This is a genomic window from Micromonospora sp. NBC_01740 (assembly GCF_035920365.1).
In the GTDB taxonomy this organism is placed as follows: Bacteria; Actinomycetota; Actinomycetes; order Mycobacteriales; family Micromonosporaceae; genus Micromonospora; species Micromonospora reichwaldensis.
This window is the reverse complement of sequence record NZ_CP109150.1, coordinates 3,157,026-3,176,019: the sequence shown is the minus strand read 5'-3', so window position 1 is coordinate 3,176,019 and position 18,994 is coordinate 3,157,026. Positions and strand designations below refer to the sequence as shown.

16 protein-coding genes and 1 pseudogene are annotated in these 18,994 nt (G+C 74.3%); 7 read left to right on the top strand and 10 right to left on the bottom strand.

The features are described 5' to 3' along the window. Window positions 1–64: 64 nt before the first annotated feature. Window positions 65–2,515: an FtsK/SpoIIIE family DNA translocase gene (locus OG989_RS14950; protein ID WP_327030826.1), complete on the bottom strand. Its 2,451-nt coding sequence runs from the start codon at window positions 2,513–2,515 to the stop codon at window positions 65–67. Window positions 2,516–2,629: 114 nt separating this feature from the next. On the opposite strand from OG989_RS14950, the gene OG989_RS14945 reads away from it, so the two are divergent. The 4 genes from OG989_RS14945 (at window position 2,630) to OG989_RS14930 (ending at window position 6,894) form a co-directional block, all read left to right on the top strand. Further along, entirely contained in the window at window positions 2,630–3,109 is a 480-nt protein-coding gene (locus OG989_RS14945; protein WP_151457194.1) for a YbjN domain-containing protein, read from the top strand. Further along, window positions 3,106–4,752 (top strand): YbjN domain-containing protein, encoded by a 1,647-nt coding sequence (locus tag OG989_RS14940; protein WP_327030825.1) that lies wholly within the window; start codon window positions 3,106–3,108, stop codon window positions 4,750–4,752. The genes OG989_RS14945 and OG989_RS14940 overlap by 4 nt, the downstream gene beginning before the upstream one ends. A 79-nt stretch (window positions 4,753–4,831) precedes the next feature. Continuing rightward, window positions 4,832–5,665 carry an isocitrate lyase/PEP mutase family protein gene (locus OG989_RS14935; protein ID WP_327030824.1) on the top strand — a complete coding sequence of 278 codons (834 nt, stop codon included), beginning with the start codon at window positions 4,832–4,834 and terminating at the stop codon, window positions 5,663–5,665. Between the two features lie 155 nt (window positions 5,666–5,820). After that, a complete protein-coding gene (locus OG989_RS14930; protein ID WP_327030823.1) occupies window positions 5,821–6,894 on the top strand; it encodes an LPXTG cell wall anchor domain-containing protein in 1,074 nt (357 codons plus the stop codon). Window positions 6,895–7,069: 175 nt separating this feature from the next. Here OG989_RS14930 and OG989_RS14925 read toward each other — a convergent pair whose 3' ends face one another. The 5 genes from OG989_RS14925 to OG989_RS14905 all read right to left on the bottom strand — a co-directional run bounded on the left by OG989_RS14925 (window position 7,070) and on the right by OG989_RS14905 (window position 13,029). Continuing rightward, window positions 7,070–8,758 carry a ribonuclease J gene (locus OG989_RS14925; RefSeq protein ID WP_089001472.1) on the bottom strand — a complete coding sequence of 563 codons (1,689 nt, stop codon included), beginning with the start codon at window positions 8,756–8,758 and terminating at the stop codon, window positions 7,070–7,072. 52 nt (window positions 8,759–8,810) lie between these two features. Then, entirely contained in the window at window positions 8,811–9,737 is a 927-nt protein-coding gene (gene dapA / locus OG989_RS14920; protein WP_327030822.1) for a 4-hydroxy-tetrahydrodipicolinate synthase, read from the bottom strand. Between the two features lie 46 nt (window positions 9,738–9,783). Continuing rightward, the gene (thyX, locus tag OG989_RS14915; RefSeq protein WP_151457408.1) at window positions 9,784–10,527 is read right to left on the bottom strand and encodes an FAD-dependent thymidylate synthase; all 744 of its coding nucleotides are present in this window, start codon (window positions 10,525–10,527) and stop codon (window positions 9,784–9,786) included. Window positions 10,528–11,110: 583 nt separating this feature from the next. Then, window positions 11,111–11,803 carry a DUF2752 domain-containing protein gene (locus OG989_RS14910; RefSeq protein WP_442791932.1) on the bottom strand — a complete coding sequence of 231 codons (693 nt, stop codon included), beginning with the start codon at window positions 11,801–11,803 and terminating at the stop codon, window positions 11,111–11,113. Further along, entirely contained in the window at window positions 11,800–13,029 is a 1,230-nt protein-coding gene (locus OG989_RS14905; protein ID WP_151454656.1) for a winged helix-turn-helix domain-containing protein, read from the bottom strand. Before OG989_RS14905 ends, OG989_RS14910 begins: the two co-directional genes overlap by 4 nt. 77 nt (window positions 13,030–13,106) lie before the next feature. On the opposite strand from OG989_RS14905, the gene OG989_RS14900 reads away from it, so the two are divergent. Beyond that, window positions 13,107–13,658 carry a GNAT family N-acetyltransferase gene (locus OG989_RS14900; protein ID WP_151454657.1) on the top strand — a complete coding sequence of 184 codons (552 nt, stop codon included), beginning with the start codon at window positions 13,107–13,109 and terminating at the stop codon, window positions 13,656–13,658. On the opposite strand, the gene OG989_RS14895 is transcribed toward OG989_RS14900, so the two are convergent. Next, a complete protein-coding gene (locus OG989_RS14895) occupies window positions 13,557–14,864 on the bottom strand; it encodes a glycosyltransferase 87 family protein (RefSeq protein WP_151454658.1) in 1,308 nt (435 codons plus the stop codon). The two genes, OG989_RS14900 and OG989_RS14895, sit on opposite strands and share 102 nt — an antisense overlap. A gap of 35 nt (window positions 14,865–14,899) precedes the next feature. Here OG989_RS14895 and OG989_RS14890 point away from each other — a divergent pair. Together OG989_RS14890 and OG989_RS14885 are read left to right on the top strand one after the other, a co-directional pair. After that, window positions 14,900–15,472, top strand: a pseudogene (locus tag OG989_RS14890) (GNAT family N-acetyltransferase); the annotation flags it as partial. A 229-nt stretch (window positions 15,473–15,701) separates the two neighbouring features. After that, on the top strand, window positions 15,702–16,082 hold the full coding sequence (locus OG989_RS14885; protein WP_151454659.1) for a VOC family protein: 381 nt from the start codon (window positions 15,702–15,704) through the stop codon (window positions 16,080–16,082). A gap of 5 nt (window positions 16,083–16,087) precedes the next feature. Here the strand turns inward: OG989_RS14885 and OG989_RS14880 are convergent, their stop codons facing one another. The 3 genes from OG989_RS14880 to OG989_RS14870 all read right to left on the bottom strand — a co-directional run bounded on the left by OG989_RS14880 (window position 16,088) and on the right by OG989_RS14870 (window position 18,960). Further along, window positions 16,088–16,582 carry a GNAT family N-acetyltransferase gene (locus tag OG989_RS14880; protein WP_327030820.1) on the bottom strand — a complete coding sequence of 165 codons (495 nt, stop codon included), beginning with the start codon at window positions 16,580–16,582 and terminating at the stop codon, window positions 16,088–16,090. A 47-nt stretch (window positions 16,583–16,629) separates the two neighbouring features. After that, window positions 16,630–17,403, bottom strand: a complete 774-nt coding sequence (gene dapB, locus OG989_RS14875; protein ID WP_151454661.1) for a 4-hydroxy-tetrahydrodipicolinate reductase — start codon at window positions 17,401–17,403, stop codon at window positions 16,630–16,632. A 132-nt stretch (window positions 17,404–17,535) separates the two neighbouring features. After that, the gene (locus OG989_RS14870; RefSeq protein WP_327030819.1) at window positions 17,536–18,960 is read right to left on the bottom strand and encodes a M16 family metallopeptidase; all 1,425 of its coding nucleotides are present in this window, start codon (window positions 18,958–18,960) and stop codon (window positions 17,536–17,538) included. Window positions 18,961–18,994 lie beyond the last annotated feature (34 nt).

Here is an 18,994-nt window from a genome sequence, read left to right as displayed (position 1 = left end):
CCGGCGTGCCGGCGGGCCCGTCGCGTGTCCGGCCGGCGGGCCCGTCGCGTGTCCGGCCGGAGTCCTAGTCCTCGCCGCCGCGCAGGCCGACCAGGACCTCCTCCATCTCGTCCGGCTTGACCAGCACGTCGCGGGCCTTGGACCCCTCCGACGGGCCGACCACGCCCCGGGTCTCCATCAGGTCCATCAGCCGCCCCGCCTTGGCGAAGCCGACCCGCAGCTTGCGCTGGAGCATCGAGGTCGAGCCGAACTGCGAGGTGACCACCAGCTCGACCGCCTGCACCAGCAGGTCGAGGTCGTCGCCGATCTCCTCGTCGATCTTCTTCTTGCCGGCGTCCGGCGCGACGAGCACGTCCGGGCGGAACTCCGGCTCGCGCTGGTCCTTGCAGAACTTCACCACGTCGGCGATCTCGCGCTCGGTCACCCAGGCGCCCTGGATCCGGATCGGCTTCGAGGCGCCCATCGGCAGGAACAGGCCGTCGCCGCGGCCCAGCAGCTTCTCCGCGCCCGGCTGGTCGAGGATGACCCGCGAGTCGGCCAGCGAGGAGGTGGCGAACGCCAGGCGGGACGGCACGTTGGCCTTGATCAGGCCGGTGACCACGTCGACCGACGGGCGTTGGGTGGCCAGCACCAGGTGGATGCCGGCCGCGCGGGCGAGCTGGGTGATCCGGACGACCGAGTCCTCCACGTCGCGCGGGGCGACCATCATCAGGTCGGCCAGCTCGTCCACGATCACCAGCAGGTACGGGTACGGGCGCATCTCCCGCTCGCTGCCCGGCGGCGCCTTGATCTCGCCGTTGCGCACCTTGCGGTTGAAGTCGTCGATGTGCCGGACCCCGTTGGCGGCGAGGTCGTCGTAGCGCATGTCCATCTCGCGGACGACCCACTCCAGCGAGTCGGCCGCCTTCTTCGCGTTGGTCACGATCGGGGTGACCAGGTGCGGGATGCCCTCGTAGCCCGTCATCTCGACCCGCTTCGGGTCGATCAGCAGCAGCCGCACCTCGTCCGGCGTGGCCCGGGTGAGGATGGACACCAGCAGCGAGTTCAGGCAGGACGACTTGCCCGCGCCGGTCGCGCCGGCGATCAGGATGTGCGGCATCTTGGCGAGGTTGGCCACCACGTAGCCGCCCTCGATGTCCTTGCCGAGCGCCACCACCATCGGGTGGTGGTCGCTGGTGGCGGCCCGCGACCGCAGCACGTCGCCGAGCGCCACGTTCTCCGGGTCGGTGTTCGGGATCTCCACCCCGACCGCGCTCTTGCCCGGGATCGGGCTGAGGATCCGCACGTCCGGCGACTTCACCGCGTACGCGATGTTGCGGGAGAGCTGGGTGATCCGCTCGACCTTGACGCCCGGGCCCAGCTCCACCTCGTAGCGGGTGACGGTCGGCCCGCGGGTGAACCCGGTGACGGCCGCGTCCACACCGAACTGCTCGAAGACGCCGGTGAGCGCGACGATCACCTCGTCGTTGGCCTTGCTCCGGGACTTCGGGGCCGCGCCACTGCCGAGGATGTTCGCCGGCGGCAGCGTGTAGTCGCCCGCCAGCCCGGTCAGCGCGAGCTGCTCGGCCCGCGTCGGGGCGGGCGAGTGCTCCGGCGGCTCCGCCGGCTTGCGGGTGGCCGGAACCCGGCCCGGGGGCTTGCGGGGCAGCACCAGGGTCTCCTGGAGGTCCACCCCGTCGAGGTCGTCGTCGAACTCCGCCGGGTCGGGCGGCGGCGGGGCCGCCCGCTTCGCCGGGCGCTTACGGGGCGCCGGCCGGGCGGGCTCCTCGGCCGTCTCCTCCTCCACCACCGGCGGGGCGATCCGGGTGCCGAACAGCAGGCCGAGCCGCTCCGGGACCTTGTTGATCGGGGTCGCGGTGACCACCAGCAGGCCGAAGACCAGCAGCAGGATCAGCAGCGGCACGGCCACCCAGGCGGTGACCGCCCGCTCCATCAGGCTGCCGACGCCGGCGCCGACCAGGCCGCCGGCGAAGTCGCGCTGGCCCGCGTCGGCCGGGTCCTGTCCGATGTGCAGCATCGCGGCGGTGGCGACCAGCATCGAGGTCCAGCCGACCAGGCCCCGGCCGCGGTGCTCGGGATCGACGGGCTCGCGCATCAGCCGCCAGGCGCCGATCATCAGCAGTACCGGCACCACGACCGAGATCGCCCCGAGGAAGAGGCGGAAGGTGTCGGCCAGCCGCGCGCCCACCGGGCCGGCGCCGGAGAACCAGAGGGCCACCGCGCTGAGCAGGGCGATTCCGAAGACCAGCAGGCCCGCGCCGTCGCGGCGCTGCTCCGGGTCGAGCCCCCGGGCGGAGCCGGCCTGCCGGAACGCCCAGCCGAGACCGTGCGCCATCCCCATCCACAGTGCGCGGACCGCCTGCCCGACCATCGGGCCCGGGCCGGACCGGGCCGCCGGCCGCCGCCGGGGTGCCGCCCGGCCGGCCTTCTTCGCCGGCTGACGGGCACGACTGTTCGTGGTGCCACGCGGCGACGCGCCGCGCCGCCGGCTCGCCTGAGAGGTACGGCCCGCCATAGCATCAACCTAATGGCGTGACCCGGCAGATCGCCGCCTTTCCGGGTCGTGTCCGCGTGTCGCAGCGCGGGCCCCGCCGCGTCACGTGATATCTGCCTCAGAAGGGTTGCCCCCATGGCGTCGCCGGGAACCGAGGACGGTCGGGACGGCCACCTGGCCGGGCACCCGGGGACGCTGGAACCGCTGACCGGCGAGCTGATCGCCGCCGTGCTGCACAGCCGGGGATACCGGGTCCAGGCCGACGCCGACGGCGACCTGGTCGGCCGCTGGGACGACAGCCTGATCTGGTTCCTGCGCCCCGGCGCCAACGGGGAGCTGCTCCAGGTCCGCACCCTGACCGCGCCGGCGTTCCCCATCGAGTACGTGCCGGCGCTGCACGCCTTCTGCAACGCGTGGAACCACGACCGGCTCTGGCCGAAGGCCTTCGTGCACGTCGAGGACGACGGGCGGGCCCGGATCTGCGGCGAGGTCATCACCGACCTGGAACGCGGCGTCACCGCGCACCAGCTCGACCAGTTGCTCGACTGCGGCATCGCCACCGGCTGCCAGCTCGCCACCGAGGTGGCCCGGCTGCCCGGCGGGGTGGTGGCGTGACGGGCCGCGGCGGTGACCTGGCCGGTCGCGGCCTCGACCCGTTCGGGCTGCCCGGCTGGTGGAGCGGGCTGCGGCGCGGGGGCCGGGGGTCCGACCCCGCGCTGGCCGAAGCGCTCGCCGACGCCCGCGACACCCCCGACGGCGAGGCCCGCAGCACCGAGCTGGAACGGATCGCCGCGCACGCCGACGCCACGGGCGACGACCGGACGGCGCTGGCGGCCAGGTTCGCGCTCATCGAGGCGTACCTCCTGCACGGGCAGCGGTGGCGGCTGGTCGAGCCGGTGCGCCGCTGCCTCGCCACGGTGGAGCGCCGCCCCGACCTGCTGGCCGAAGACCAGGCCGAGCCGCTGCGACGCTACCGGCGGTACGCGGTCGAGGCCCTGCTCGGCTCGCCCCGGGTCGGGCTGGACCAGGCCCGGTCCATGCTGGACGACCTCGCCGTGCGCGCCGCCGACGACCCGGCGGTGGTCGCCGAGCTGCGCTGCCGCATCGCCGACCACCTCGGCGACGAGCCCACCGCCCGGCGGTGGTACGACCGCTGGTCGACGGCCGATCCGGGGCCGGTCGGCGGCTGCCCGGACTGCGCGGCGGCCCGACGGGCAGAACTGCTCGCCGGCTGGGGCGACCACCGGGCCGCGCTGGCCGCCCTGCCGGACTCCCCGCAGGGCGGCGTCGACTGCACCGAGCAGCCGGAGCGGACGCTGGTCGCCGGGCTGCTGTCGTGGCTGCGGGCCGACCAGCCGGAGCGGGCGGCCGAGGCGCACGTGCGGGCGTACCGGCGGCACCGGCGGGAGCGGGCCGCCTTCCCGCTGCTCGCGACGCACCTGCGGTGGTGCGCGCTGGCCGGGCACCCCGCCCGGGGCGTCGACGTCCTCGCCGAGCAGCTGCCCCGGCTGGACCGGCCGCACGACGACCTGTCCGCGATGGAGTTCGCCGCCGCCGGTGCGCTGGTCTGCGCCCTCGCCGTGGAGGCGGGGCTCGGCGGGCGGACGGTGCACCGCCCGGCGTACGGGGTGCGGCCGGCCGCCGAGCTCGACGTGGCCACGCTGGGCGCCACCCTGCTCGGGGTGGCAACCGCGCTGGCCGGCAGCTTCGACGCCCGCAACGGCACCGGCCACCAGTCCGGCCGGATCGCGTCCTGGCTGGCCGAACGGCCGGCCGCCGCACCGGTGCCCCTGCCGCCCGACGACGACGCCGACGACGCCGACGACCCGCCCGACGACGTCCTGCCGGACGGGGAGCCACGCCCGCTGAGCCTGGCGATGATCACCGCCGAGCTGGACCGGCGCGGGGACCGGTACGCGGTGGACGACCGTGGCGCCGTCACGGGCCGGTGGGGCGAGGCGCTGATCCAGTTCCGGCGCGCCGGCGAGCGGGGCGAGATCCTCCAGGCCCGGTCCGTGGCGAACCGCCGGCTGCCGGCTGACCGGCTCGCGGAGGCGTACGCCTTCTGCAACGCCTGGAACCACGACCGGCTGTTGCCGAAGGCGTACGTGCACGAGCGGGAGGGCGAGCTGCTGCTGGCCGGTCACGTCGCCACCGACCTGGCGCACGGGGTGGCCCCGGCCCAGCTCACGGTCCTGCTCGACGCGGCCGTGGACACCGCCGTCGCGTACGCCGAGGCGGTCGCCGCCCTGCCCTGACTGCCGGGCCGGGCGGCGGCTCACCGGTGAGGTCCGAAACCCGCCGGACGATCTCCTGCCGCCCTGCTGGACTGGCACCATGACGACGACGCACCACCAGCGCACCGCCCTGCTCCTGCACTCCCTGCACCGCCCCGGCGCCCCGCTCGTCCTGCCCAACGCCTGGGACGTGGCGAGCGCCCGGATCGTGGCCGACTGCGGTGCGGCGGCGGTCGCCACCACCAGCGCCGGCGTCTCGTGGAGCCTGGGCGTCCCGGACGGGGACGAACTGGACCGCGAGCGCGCCCTGGCGGTGGTCGCCCGGGTCGCCGCCGCCGTCACCGTCCCGGTCACCGCGGACATCGAGAGCGGGTACGCCGCCGACCCGGCCGGGGTCGCCCACACCGTGACCGGCGTGCTGGCCGCCGGCGCGGTCGGCGTGAACATCGAGGACGCCGCGCCGGCCGGGACGTCCCCGCTGCGCCCGGTCGACGAGCAGTGCGCCCGGATCCGGGCCGCCCGGGAGGCGGCGGACGCGGCGGGGGTGCGGCTCTTCGTCAACGCCCGCACCGACGTGTTCCTGCGGGCGGTGGGCGACCCGGCGGAACGGCTGGCGGAGACGCTGCGCCGCGCGGTCGCGTACCGGGCGGCGGGCGCGGACGGGATCTTCGTGCCGGGCGTGGCCGACGCCGAGACCATCGGCGCGCTGGTCGCCGGCATCGAGGGGCCGGTCAACGTGCTCACCGGGCCGGGTGGGCTTCCCGTCGCCACGCTGGCGGGGCTTGGCGTGGCCCGGATCAGCCTCGGCTCGGCGCTCGCCGAGGCCGCGTACGGGCTGGTCCGCCGGGCCGCCACGGAGGCGCTGCGCTCCGGGTCGTACGACTCGCTGGCCGGCGCGATGGGCTACGGCGAGTTGAACGCGCTGCTGGCCTGACGCGGGCCGGCCGGCGACTCGCCGGCCTGCTCGACACGACCGTGGACGCGGCCGACGGGTACGCCGAGCCGCCCTGACGGGCTTCCGACACCGTGCAACCGGAGGCTGGTCCGGGTGGTCTCTCCATCACCGACACCGAGTCCCGGGAGTTCACGATGACGCATCCGTTCCGCGCCGGCGCCGTGGCGGCCACCGCCCTGCTGGCCCCCGCCCTGTTGGCGCTGGTCGCCCCCGCCCCGCCCGCGTCGGCACACGACCCCACACCCACCCCGACCACGACCGCCGAGCCGACCATCGTCGCCCGGCCGGATCTGGTCTTCCTCAGCGGCGACCCGTGGCACCCGGCGGGGCCCCTGGAGGTCTCCGTCAGCAACGTCGGAAAGGCGGCGGCGAAGGGCTTCTTCGTCCTGCGTCTGCCGGCCGGGCTGACCGTGACCTCGGGTGGCGACTGCCGCGGCGCCGGGTCGCCCCAGACCTGGGTCTGCGGTGGCACGCAGGTGCCGGCCGGTGGTCGGCAGGTGTACCGGCTGGCGCTGAGGGCGACGGCGGCCGAGCCGGTCTTCGGCGTGAGCAGCTGGGGGTCCGTCGCCGGCCGGGACACCGCCGGTGGCACGGAGGGCCCCACCGACTTCCGCGTCAACTGGCCGGACCGGACGTCGCTGCGGCTGCGGGCCACCGCCAGCCCGGTCGTCGACGCGTCGATGGGGGTGACGGCCCGGGTACGCAACACCGGCACCTTCACCCTCGGCGGCTACTCGCTGAACCTCGTCCCCCCGAAGGGTGTGCAGGTGATCTGGCCGCTGTGCTCGGACAGCGGTCGGATGGCCGGCAAGGGCTGCGAGATCATCCGGTCCGGCGAGCTGAAGGCGGGCGCCACGGACACGGTGCACATCCGCCTCGCGGTCAGCGAGAGGGCGGGGAGCATCCGCCTGTATCTCGCGCCCACCAACCGGTACACCAACAAGGACACCTCGGTCACCGTGCCCGTGCCAGGCGGCACGGGGGGCGGCGCCCCGACGACTCCGCCGGCGGCGACGCCGAGCGTCACGTCCACGCCGAGCGCCACGTCGGCTCCGAGCGCCACGTCGGCTCCGGCGACGCCCGCCGGGGACGGGGCCAGGCTGCCCCGCACCGGTCCGGCCGGCACCACGTACGCCCTGTTCGGTGCGGCGCTGCTGGCCCTCGGGGCCGGCCTGCTGCTGCTGCGCCGCCGGCTCGGCCGCCGCTGAGTTCCGCTGGCCGGGGCCGGTCCTCCGGATGGGCTCCGGGTCGGTCGCCGACGTGCACGGGGATGTCGGCGGCCGGCCGGTCGCGGTGCCGCAGGGGTGCGCCCCCGGACCGGCCCGCCGCACGGCGACGCCCGCCGGCACACGGGGTGCGGGCGGGCGTCGCGGCGGCGCGGGGTCAGACCTCGACGACGGTGGGGACGATCATGGGCCGACGGCGGTACGCGTCGTTCACCCACCGTCCCACGGTGCGCCGGACGATCTGCTGGAGCTGGTGCGGATCGGTGATGCCGTCGGAGGCCGCCCGGTTCAGGGCCTCGGTGACCAGCGGAATCACCGGGCTGAACGCCTCCGGGTCCTCGGAGAAGCCCTTCGCCGACAGGGTCGGGCCGCCCACCACCTTGCCGGTCACCGAGTCGACCACCACGGTGGTGGCGATGAACCCGCCGTCGCCGAGGATCCGGCGCTCCGTGAGCAGCGACTCGCTGACGTCGCCGACGGCGAGGCCGTCGACGTAGACGTAGCGGCTCTTCACGTGGCCGACCAGGCTGGCCCGGCCCTCGACGAGGTCGACGACGTCGCCGTCCTCGCAGAGCACCACCCGGTCGGGGGCGACGCCGGACTCGATGCCGAGGCGGGCGTGCGCGCGCAGGTGCCGCCACTCGCCGTGCACCGGCATCAGGTTGCTGGGACGGACCACGTTGAGCAGGTAGAGCAGCTCGCCGGCGGGGGCGTGGCCGGAGACGTGCACCTTGGCCACGTCCTTGTGTACCACCACGGCGCCGGCCCGGGCCAGCCGGTTGATCACCCGGTAGACCGAGGTCTCGTTGCCGGGCACCAGCGACGAGGCGAGCACCACCGTGTCGCCGGGGGCGATGGTGATGTGCCGGTGGTCGCCGCTGGCCATCCGGCCCAGGGCGCTCATCGGCTCGCCCTGCGAACCGGTGGACATCAGCACGATCTGCTCGGGCGGCATGTTCGTCGCCTCTTCCAGCCCGACGACCAGCCCGGCCGGGATGTTGAGCAGCCCCAGGTCGCGGGCGATGCCCATGTTGCGGACCATGGACCGGCCGATGAGGGCGACCTTGCGGCCGTGCTCGGCGGCGGAGTCGAACACCTGCTGCACGCGGTGCACGTGCGAGGCGAAGGACGCGACGATGATCCGCCCCTTGGCCTTCGCGAAGATCGAGTCGAGCACCGGTCCGATCTCCCGCTCGGGGGTGACGAAGCCGGGGATCTCCGCGTTGGTGGAGTCCGAGAGCAGCAGGTCCACGCCCTCGGCGCCGAGCCGGGCGAACCCCGCCAGGTCGGTGATCCGACCGTCCAGCGGGAGCTGGTCCATCTTGAAGTCGCCGGTGTGCAGCACCAGACCGGCCGGCGTGCGGATGGCCACGGCGAGCGCGTCGGGGATCGAGTGGTTGACCGCGAAGAACTCGCACTCGAACGGGCCGAGCCGCTCCCGGCCGCCCTCCCGCACGGTCAGCGTGTAGGGCTGGATCCGCCGCTCGGCGAGCTTCGCCTCGACCAGGGCGAGGGTGAACTGGGAGCCGACCAGCGGGATGTCGGGCTTGTGCGCGAGCAGGTAGGGAACCGCGCCGATGTGGTCCTCGTGGCCGTGGGTCAGCACGATCGCCTGGACGTCGTCGAGCCGGTCCAGGATCGGACCGAAGTCGGGCAGGATCAGGTCGACCCCGGGCTGCTCCACGTCGGGGAAGAGCACCCCGCAGTCGACCACCAGCAGCTTGCCGTCGTACTCGAAGACGGTCATGTTGCGACCGATGGCGCCGAGCCCGCCGAGCGGGATGATCCGCAGCCCACCCTCCGGCAGCGGCGGGGGCAGTTCCGTCTCGAAGTGCGCCTCGGTCACGCGTCCACCTCATTCTGCGACGCCGTCACTCGGCGTCCGTCGTGTCGTTCGATCATTCGGGCAGCTCCAGGCCCGCCGCCGCGCAGTCCGCGCGGAGTTGGGCGATCTCGTCGTCGGTCGCGTCGACCATCGGCGCGCGCACCGGCCCGGCGGGCTTCCCGGCGGCCGCCAGGCCCGCCTTCACCAGGATCACGCCCTGGGTACGGAAGATGCCGGTGAACAGCGGCAGCAGCCGCCGGTGCAGGCTCAACGCGGTGGCGGTGTCCCCCGCGTCGTACGCCTCGATCATCTGCTTGGTCAGCGCGCCCGTGAAGTGGGTCGAGGTGCCGACCACGCCCACGCCGCCCACGGCCAGCGAGGGCAGGGTGAGCGAGTCCTCGCCGCTGTAGAAGGCGAGGTTCGTCCGGCTGGTGACCCAGCTCGTGGCGGTCAGGTCGCCCTTGGCGTCCTTCACCGCGACGATCCGGGCGTGTTCGGCCAGGCGCACCATCGTCTCGGTGTCGATCGGCACGCCCGCCCGGTGCGGGATGTCGTAGAGCATCACCGGCAGCCCGGTGGCGTCCGCGACGGCGGTGAAGTGCCGCAGCAGGCCGCTCTGCGGCGGCTTGTTGTAGTAGGGCGTGACCACGAGCAGGCCGTGCGCGCCCGCCTTCTCGGCGGCCGTGGAGAGCTCGATGGTGTGCCGGGTGTCGTTGGTGCCGACCCCGGCCACGACCTTGGCGCGGTCACCGACGGCTCCCACCACGGCCCGGATCAGCTGTTCCTTCTCGGCCTCGGTGGTGGTCGGCGACTCGCCGGTGGTGCCGTTGACCACCAGCGCGTCGTTGCCCTGCTCGTCGACCAGGTAGCTGGCGAGCCGCGCGGCGCCGTCGAGGTCGAGCGAGCCGTCGGCGGTGAACGGGGTCACCATGGCCGTGAGGACTCGCCCGAAGGGGCGGGACACCGCCCGGGCGGACGTGTCAGGGTGGTCGTGCGTCATGCCACCAACCTAGCGGACGACCACCGGCGCCCCGCCGGGGAAGCCCTCAGGACAGCTCGGCGTGCGGGCTCGCCGCGACCTCGGTGCCGTCGGGCAGGGCCGAGATGACGAAGTCGGCGAAGACGTTCGGGGCGACGCCCTGGAGCTGCCGCAGGCACTCCACCGCCAGCTCACGGATCTCCACGTCGGCGTGCTCGGTCGCGCGCATGGCGATGAAGTGCCGCCAGGCCCGGTAGTTGCCGGTAACTACGATGCGCGTCTCGGTGGCGTTGGGCAGCACCGCGCGGGCCGCCTGGCGGGCCTGCTTGCGCCGCAGTGTGGCGTTCTCCACGTCGGCGAAGCGCCGTTCCAGCCCCTCCAGCAGCTCGTTGTACGCGCGCACGCTCGCCTCGGCCGCCTCCACGAACTTCTTGTGCAGCTCCGGGTCGTCGGCGATCACCGAGGGCTCGACCATGGCGGCGTCGCGCTCCGGCACGTACCGCTGGGAGAGCTGGGAGTACGAGAAGTGCCGGTGCCGGATCAGCTCGTGGGTGAACGAGCGGGAGACCCCGCTGAAGTAGAAGCTGACCGAGCCGTGCTCCAGCACGCTCAGGTGGCCGACCTCCAGGATGTGCGCGAGGTAGCCGGCGTTGGTGGCGGTGGCCGGGTTCGGCTTCTTCCAGCTCTGGTAGCAGGCCCGGCCGGCGAACTCCGCGAGGGCCTGGCCGCCCTCGGCGTCGGTCGACCACGGCACGTCGTCGGGGGCCTCGAAGTGCGTCCACGCGACGAGCTTGACCTGGGGCTGCACCATCTCCGGCATTCCTGGGACTGTAGTGGCGTGGCCCCGGCCCGCCCAAGCCAGGCTCGCCCGGTGCAACGTCGATCACGGTGCAATGTCGATGACGGTGCACTGTCGATCACCCGGCTGAGCTGTCGAACACGCGGCTGAGCTGTCGATCACGCGGCCGGGTGATCGAACACGCGGGGCGCGCATCGTTCCGCTGTCGGACGCCGGGCCTGGCGCACGGCCGGCCGGCGTCCCCTCCCGCGCGCTGTCGAGCTGAATCGTTCACGACATCGGCGAGCAGCGACGAGTCGTGGAAACGCCGGGCCGACCGCGGGCGCTCGGGAGCGACCTCGGTCGGACGCCCCGCCGCCGGCAAGCCCGACCGAGTGCGGCCTCAGCGCGCACCACGACCGGCCACACCCGCCGCCAATCGGCCCGACCGCAGAGCGAAGGGCCTTGGCGGCGTGATGTCGTAAACGACTCAGCTCGACAGGACGCACACCCCGAGACGGCTGAGGCGTCCCGGCCTCCTACGGTGACGCCCGGCGCGGCCGGCGACGCGGGCAGGGCGAGCGGCCGGCGACGCGGGCAGGGCGGCCGGCTGGGCTCAGACGTAGAGGGAGGTGAAGGGTGCCCAGGGCAGGTTGCGCAGGATCGTGAAGGCCAGCCAGGCAGCCAGGAAGACGCCGATCACCCGGGAGCTGATCCGCAGCTCGGGCAGGCGCCAGCCGAACGCCTGCCGGCCCGCCCACGCGACGAAGAGGTAGGCCAGGAAGGGCAGCGCGAAGACGAAGAGGAAGTGGTGCCGGGCGGCGGCCGGCAGGTCGGCGTGCAGCACGTACCAGAGCGCGCGGGTGCCGCCGCAGCCCGGGCAGTCCAGCCCCGTGGTGAGCTTGAGCAGGCAGGTCGGCGCGGCGTCGGGCGCCGAGCGGGTGGGGTCGCTGATCAGCGCGTAGCCGATGCCGGCGGCGACACAGCCGAGCGCGGCCAGCGGCACCGCCCAGCGCGGGGAGCGCTCGTAGAGGCGGACGACGAAGCGGGTGAGCCGGTCCGGCTCGGCGACGGGGTAGGCCGCCGCCCCCGGATAGGGCGAACCCGGATAGGCCGCCCCGGGGTAGGGCTGATCCGGATGGGGCGCACCCGGGTGGGGCGGATAGGGCGGACCCGGGTGGGGCGGCGCCTGGTCCGTGGGCCGCCCGTCGGCCGGTGCGGCCGGGCCCGCCTGGGGCGGGGCGTCGAGCCCACCCGTCTGCGGATGCGGCGGGGAGGCCGGTCCGTCAACGCTCGTCACGTCGCTCACCGTACACCGGCCACGCCCGCCAGCGCCGCGGCCAGCGGGGCGGCCAGGTCGCCGGCGGCGGGCGGAGCCACCGCGTCCAGGCCCAGCCAGCCGGCGAGGCGGTGCAGCTCGGCGGCCAGCGCCAGCGCGGTCTCGCCCCGGTCGACGCCCGGCTCGCCCCAGGCGGCCGGCACCAGCAGCACGCGGGCCTTCCGGTCGGCCTTCAGGTCGACCCGGGCGGTGAACCGCTCCCCCTGCAGGAACGGCAGCACGTAGTAGCCGTGCACCCGCTGCGGCGCCGGCACGTAGATCTCGATGCGGTAGCTGAAGTCGAAGAGCCGCTCGGTGCGGGCCCGCTCCCAGACCACCGGGTCGAACGGGCTGACCAGGGTGTTGCCGCGCACCCAGCGGGGCAGCCGCGCCCCGGCGTGCAGCCAGGCGGGCCGCCGCCAGCCCTGCACGGCGACCGGCAGCAACTCGCCCGCCTCGACCAGTTCGGCGATGGCCTGCCGGGCCCCCGCCACCGGCAGCCGGAAGTAGTCGCGCAGCTCCGGCTCCGCGGCCACCCCGAGCGACCGCGCGGCGATGCCCACCAGCGCGCGGTGGGCCTCCGCGTCGGTCGGCGTCGGCGCGTCGAGCACGGCGGCCGGCAGCACCCGCTCCGGCAGGTCGTAGCGGCGCGCGAACGACGTGGTGCGGTCGGCGGCCGTCACCTCCCCCGCCCAGAACAGGAACTCCAGCGCCCGCTTGACCGCCGACCAGTTCCACCCCCAGTTGCCGGTCTCCCGGGGCGCGTCGTGCTCGATCTCGGCGGCCGTGAGCGGCCCCCGGGCGGCCACCTCGTCGCGGACCCAGGCGACCAGGTCGGGCTGCTCCTGGGCGATCCGCCGCATCCCACCCCAGGACTCCGAGCGGGCCCGGGCCATCCGCCAGCGCAGCGCCGGATGCAGCCCGACGGGCACCAGCGACGCCTCGTGGCCCCAGTATTCGAACAGCTCCCGCGGGCGGCGGTAGGCGGCGTCGTCGAGCAACGCGGTCGGGTAGGGCCCGAGCCGGCTGTAGAGCGGCAGGTAGTGCGCCCGTTGCAGCACGTTCACCGAGTCCATCTGGATCAGCCCGACCCGGTCGAGCACCCGACGCAGGTGCCGGCGGGTGGGCACGCCCGTGGGCGCGGGATCGGCGAAGCCCTGGGCGGCGAGCGCCACCCGACGTGCCTGGGCGAGCGAGAGCGATTCCGGTGCGGCCATCGTCGGGACCCTAATCCACAGGTACGACACCGGTGCGGACGCTGGACCCGTCACCCGCCGGGGCATAGAACGGACGCATGCTCACGATCCGCCGCGAGGAGCCCGACGACGCCGAGGCGGTCGCCCGGGTGCACATCCACGGCTGGCAGGCCGGCTACGCCGGGATCATGCCCGAGGAGGTGCTCCGGCGGCTCAACGTCACGGCCTGGGCGCAGCGCCGCCGGGACCTCGGCACCGCCGACCCGGAACACCCGTTCACCACCCTGCTCGCCGAGGTCGACGAGAGGCTGGCCGGGTTCACCACGTTCGGCCCGTACCGCAACAACCAGGACCGTGGCGACCTCGACGCCGCGCACGGCGAGGTCGTGGCGATGTACGTCGAGCCGACCCGCTGGGGCGACGGCACGGCGCGGGCGCTGCTGGCCGCGGCGCGCGACGGGCTGGTCGCCCGGGGCTGGTCGGACTACCGGCTCTGGGTCCTGGAGGCCAACCACCGGGCCCGCCGGTTCTACGAGCGGGCCGGGTTGTCACCGGACGGTGAGCGGTCGACCTACCCGGTGCCGCTGGCCGGCGGGCGCCCGCCGGTCGGGCTGGTCGAGCTGCGGTACGCCGGCCGCCTCGACGGCTGACCCGGCGGGCCTCTCCCGGGGCCGGTCGACCGGGTCGGTGTCGCCCACCCGCCGGACCGGCAGGAACGCCAGCAGCGCCAGACTGATCCAGACGTAGGTGTTGCTGCCGAGGAAGCCGTCGAGCCCGGTGAAGTCCTTCTCCCAGGCCCAGACGATCCGGCTGATCAGGAAGCCGTACCCGACGATCGCGGCGCCCAGCAGGACGCGGCGCCGGCGGCTGCCGGCGGGCGCGGCCATCCCGTTGTCGACCAGCAGGATCAGCGCGGGCAGCAGCCAGACCAGGTGGTGCACCCAGGTGACCGGGCTGACCAGGCACATCACCGCGCCCGTCAGCGCCAGGCCGGTCGCCTCGTCGCCGGCGGCCACGGCGGCACGGGAGCGCCAGGCCCACAGCGCCAGCGTGGCGAGCACCAGCGCCAGCCAGGCCAGGGTGCTCGGATGTTCCGGGTTGAGCCGGGCGACCACGCCGCGCAGCGACTGGTTGGAGACGAACGCCAGCTCACCCACCCGGCCGGTGTTCCACAGCGCCTCCGTCCAGAACTCCCGCGAGGCGTCGGGAAAGAGCGCGGCGGCCAGCAGCGTCACACTGGCCGCGGTGGCCATCGAGGTGACCGCGGCGCGCCAGCGGCGGGTGACCAGCAGGTAGACGATGAAGATGCCCGGGGTCAGCTTGATCGCGGTGGCCAGGCCGATGCCCACGCCCGCCCAGCGGTTGCCGGCCGGCAGCAGCCGGAGCAGGTCGATCGCGACCAGGAAGAGCAGCAGCATGTTGACCTGGCCGAAGTTGATTGTCTCGCGCATCGGCTCGTACGCGGCGGCCAGGCAGAGCGCCACGGCGAGGGCGAACCAGCGGGTCCAGCCGGAGCGGCGGGAGACCGGGTCGATCAGCCACCAGAACAGCACGGCGGTGACCACCACGCTGGCGGCCACGCTCACCGCGATCGCCGCCCACCACGGCAGGTACGCCATCGGCAGCATGACCAGGGCCGCGAAGGGCGGGTACGTGAAGCCGTACTGGGTGCCGGGCTTGAGGAAGTCGTAGATCTCCCCGCCGTCGTGCACCCACCAGGTCAGCGCGCCGTAGTAGACCTTGAGGTCGAAGAAGCCGTGCCGGACGGCCGCGACGGACAGGAAGGCGGTCACCGCGACGGCGAGCGTGACGACGCCGACGACCTGCCGGACGGTCCGTGGGGGACCCTGCGCCACCATCGCCTCCCTCGCCCTGCGTAGGCTTCGGTCCCATGGCTCTCGGGTACGTCCGCCCGGCGCGTCCGGAAGACGCCGGCGAGATCGCACGCATCCAACTCGCGACCTGGCGGGTCGCCTATCGCCGGATCCTGCCCCGGCACGTGCTCGACAACCTGGACGAGGCGTGGCTCGCCAGGCGGTGGAGCGCGGCCGTGCAGGAGCCGCCCTCCGGCGCCCATCGGGTGCTGGTCGCCGTCGAACAGGCCGAGCAATCCTATCTGGTGGGGTTCGCCGCCTCCGGTCCGGCCGACGCCGAGGCGCTCGCCCCGGGTGAGCCGGCGGAGGTCCTCGGGCCGGACGTCGCCGCGGTGACGGACCTGCTGGTGGAGCCGCGCTGGGGCCGGCGGGGGCACGGCAGCCGGCTGCTCGCCGCGACCGTCGACCTGTGGCGTGCCGACGGGTTCACCCGCGCGCTGGCCTGGGCCTTCGACGGCGACGCGGCGACCCGGAAGTTCCTCACCAGCACCGGCTGGGAGCTCGACGGCGCGGCCCGCGCGCTGGACGTGGAGGACATGCTCGTCCCGCAGGTGCGGCTGCACGTGGCGGTGCCGGGGGACGCGGATCCGGCGGACGCGACGCCCACCGAGGCGACGCTCCCGGATCTGACGCCGGGTGCGTCGTCACCGACACCGGCGACGCCCGGGGACTGACCTGGCCCGACGGTCACGACCCGGATCGCACCGGGCCGCGCTTTCCGGCCCGCCGGTGCCGGCGATCCGCCGGACACTGTCGGGGGTGTCGCCTACCGTGACCCCATGGTCGTGGTGGCGGCGTCCACGAGAGGGAGGCATCGACATGTTCGCGGACACGATGGCGTGGAGCAGTTTCTCGGTGGACGACCCCGGCCGGGCCGAACGGTTCTACGCCGACACGCTCGGCCTGCGGGTGTCGCGCGACGACGCCATGGGCGGCCTGCTGACGTTGCACCTCGCCGGGGGCCGGGACGTGATGGTCTACCCGAAGGCGGACCACACCCCCGCGGCCCACACGGTGCTCAACTTCCCCGTCGACGACGTCGACCGGGCCGTCGACGAGCTGACCGCGCGCGGGGTGCGGTTCGCGCACTACCCCGGGATGCCCCAGGACGACAAGGGCGTCATGCGCGGCAACGGGCCGACGATCGCGTGGTTCACCGACCCGGCCGGCAACATCCTGTCGGTGATCCAGGAAGGCTGACCCGGTCAGGCGCGCGGCGAGCCCTGGGCGGGCGCAACGAGCTCGACGACCAGTTCCTCGTCCTCCATCGCCCCGGTGGGCACGAAGCCGAGGCTCGTGTAGAGGCGGGCGGCCTGGGTGTTGTCGGGGTGGTAGGAGAGCCGGACGGGGTGACCGCCGTCCTGGGCGCCCAGCCACGCGGCCAGGGTGCGCACGACCGCCCGCCCGACGCCCCGCTCCTGTTCGGCAGCGTCGACCACCATGCCACCGATCCACCGGGACCCGTCGTCGTCGACGCCCCACATGACGTGCCCGACGACGGTCTCGTCCGCGTACACCGCCAGTGAGGTCCACACGTCGGAGCGCATGGTCAGCAGCAGGTAGCGGGCGGCCAGCGCCGCCACCCACCCGCGCTGGTCGTCGCGCGGGGCGACGTCGGCCACCGCCCGCCAGTTGTCGTCGTCCACCGGGCGCAGGGTCACCTGACGCCCGGCCCGGTCGGAGAGTCCAGAATTGATCATCCGGGCATCCTAGGGATCGTCCGGATACGCCGCAAAGAGTTTGCCCGTCAGTCGAGCAGGGCGTCCAGGCCGACGGTCAGCCCGGGCCGGGTGCGGACCGCGCGGACGGCCAGCAGCACGCCGGGCATGAACGAGACCCGGTCGTACGAGTCGTGCCGGATGGTCAACGTCTCCCCCACGGTGCCGAAGAGCACCTCCTGGTGGGCGACGAGGCCGGTGGCGCGCACGGCGTGCACGCGTACCCCGTCGATGTCGGCGCCCCGGGCGCCCGCGACCTCGTCCTTGGTGGCGTCCGGCACCGGTCCGAGCCCGGCCTCGGCGCGCGCGGCCGCGACCAGCCGCGCGGTGTGCGTGGCGGTGCCGCTGGGGGCGTCCAGCTTGCGGGGATGGTGCTGCTCGACGATCTCGACCGACTCGAAGTGCCGGGCGGCGCGGGCGGCGAACTGCATCATCAGCACCGCGCCGATGCCGAAGTTGGGGGCGATCACCACACCCACCCCGGGCTTGTGGGCCAGCCAGCCACGCACCCGCTCCAGCCGCTGCTCGGTAAAGCCGGTGGTGCCGACCACCGCGTTGATGCCCTGGTCGATGCACCAGTGCAGGTGGTCCATGACGACGTCGGGGGTGGTGAAGTCGACGACCACCTCGGCCCCGGCGTCGGACGCGGCGAACAGGCCGTCGCCCTCGTCGACCATGGCCACCAGCTCCATGTCGGCGGCGGCGTCCACGGCCCGGCACACCTCGACGCCCATCCGGCCCCGGGCGCCCAGCACGCCGACCCGGATCAGCTCGTCCGGGCTCTTCTCCTGCTCGTCAGTCACGGGGCACAACCTATCCCAATCGGGACGCGCGTATCCGGGCGGACCGTCAGCCGCCGGGACGTGGGCATCCGGGCGGACCGTCAGCCGCCGGGACGTGCGCATCCGGGGCGCCGGGCAGGAGTGCGGGACGGGTCAGCGCGCGGCGAAGTCGTTCGCGCCGAACGGGCCGACCACGGCCAGCGACATCGGCCGGCTCAGCAGCTCGGCGGCCAGGGTGTTGACGTCCGCCACGGTGACCGCGTCGACCCGGGCGAGCAGCTCGTCGACCGGCATCAGGTGGCCGTAGAGCAGCTCACCCTTGGCCAGCCGGCTCATCCGCGAGCCCGTGTCCTCCAGCCCCAGCACGAACGAGCCCTTGCTCATCCCCTTGCCGCGGGCCACCTCGGCCTCGGTCAGGCCGTCGGCGGCCACCCGGGCCAGTTCGGTCCGGGTCAGCTCCAGCACCTCGTCGACCTTGCCCGGGGCGCAGCCGGCGTAGACGGCGAAGAGGCCGCTGTCGGCGTACTGGCTGGCGTAGGAGTAGACCGAGTAGGCGAGGCCGCGCCGCTCGCGGATCTCCTGGAACAGCCGGCTCGACATGCCGCCGCCGAGGATGTTGTTGAGCACGCCGAGCGCGAAGCGCCGCTCGTCGAGCCGGTCGATGCCGGGGCAGCCGAGGATGACGTGCGCCTGCTCGGTCTCCTTCGGCTCCACCAGCGTGGTGGCGGGCTTCGTGCGTACGGCCGGGGTGGCCGACCGGTGCGGCGCGGGCGTCGCCGGGTCGGTGTCCAGCGGGGTGCCGCGCAGCGCCTGGCGGACCAGCTTGACCACCGTGGCGTGGTCGAGGTTGCCGGCGGCGGCGACGACGATCCGCGGCGGGGTGTAGTGGCGGCGGTAGAAGCCCTGGATCTGCCGCCGGGTCATCGGCGTGACGGTCTCCTCGGTGCCGGAGATCAGCCGACCCAGCGGGTGGTCGCCGTAGGCGGCACGGGCGAAGAGGTCGTGCACCTCGTCGCCGGGCTCGTCGTCGTGCATGGCGATCTCTTCGAGGATCACGCCCCGCTCGGTCTCCACGTCGGCCGGCTCGAGCAGCGAGTCGGCGACCGCGTCGCACATGACGTCGATGGCCAGCGGCAGGTCCTCGTCCAGCACGCGGGCGTAGTAGCAGGTGTATTCCTTGGTGGTGAAGGCGTTGGTCTCGCCGCCCACCGCCTCGATCTCCGCGGAGATCTCCAGCGCGCTGCGCTTGTTGGTGCCCTTGAAGAGCAGGTGCTCCAGGAAGTGCGCCGCGCCGGCCTGCGGGCCCGTCTCGTCGCGCGAGCCGACCGCGACCCAGACGCCGAACGAGACGCTGCGCATCGCCGGGATCGCCTCGGTGAGCACGCGCAGCCCGCTGGGCAGCACGGTACGGCGTACCGTGCCGCCCAGCGGGTCGTCGCTGATGGTGCGGGTCACCGCCCGGGAGGCGCCGCCGGAGCGGGCCGTCCCGGTGCCCCGGTGCGCGGCCCCTGCGGGGCCCGGCGCGGACGCCACCCCCCGTCGATCCGGCGGAAACGGCGCGCTGACGGCCCGACTCACGTGTTGCTCCCAGATCGACGAGGGGTGGGTGATG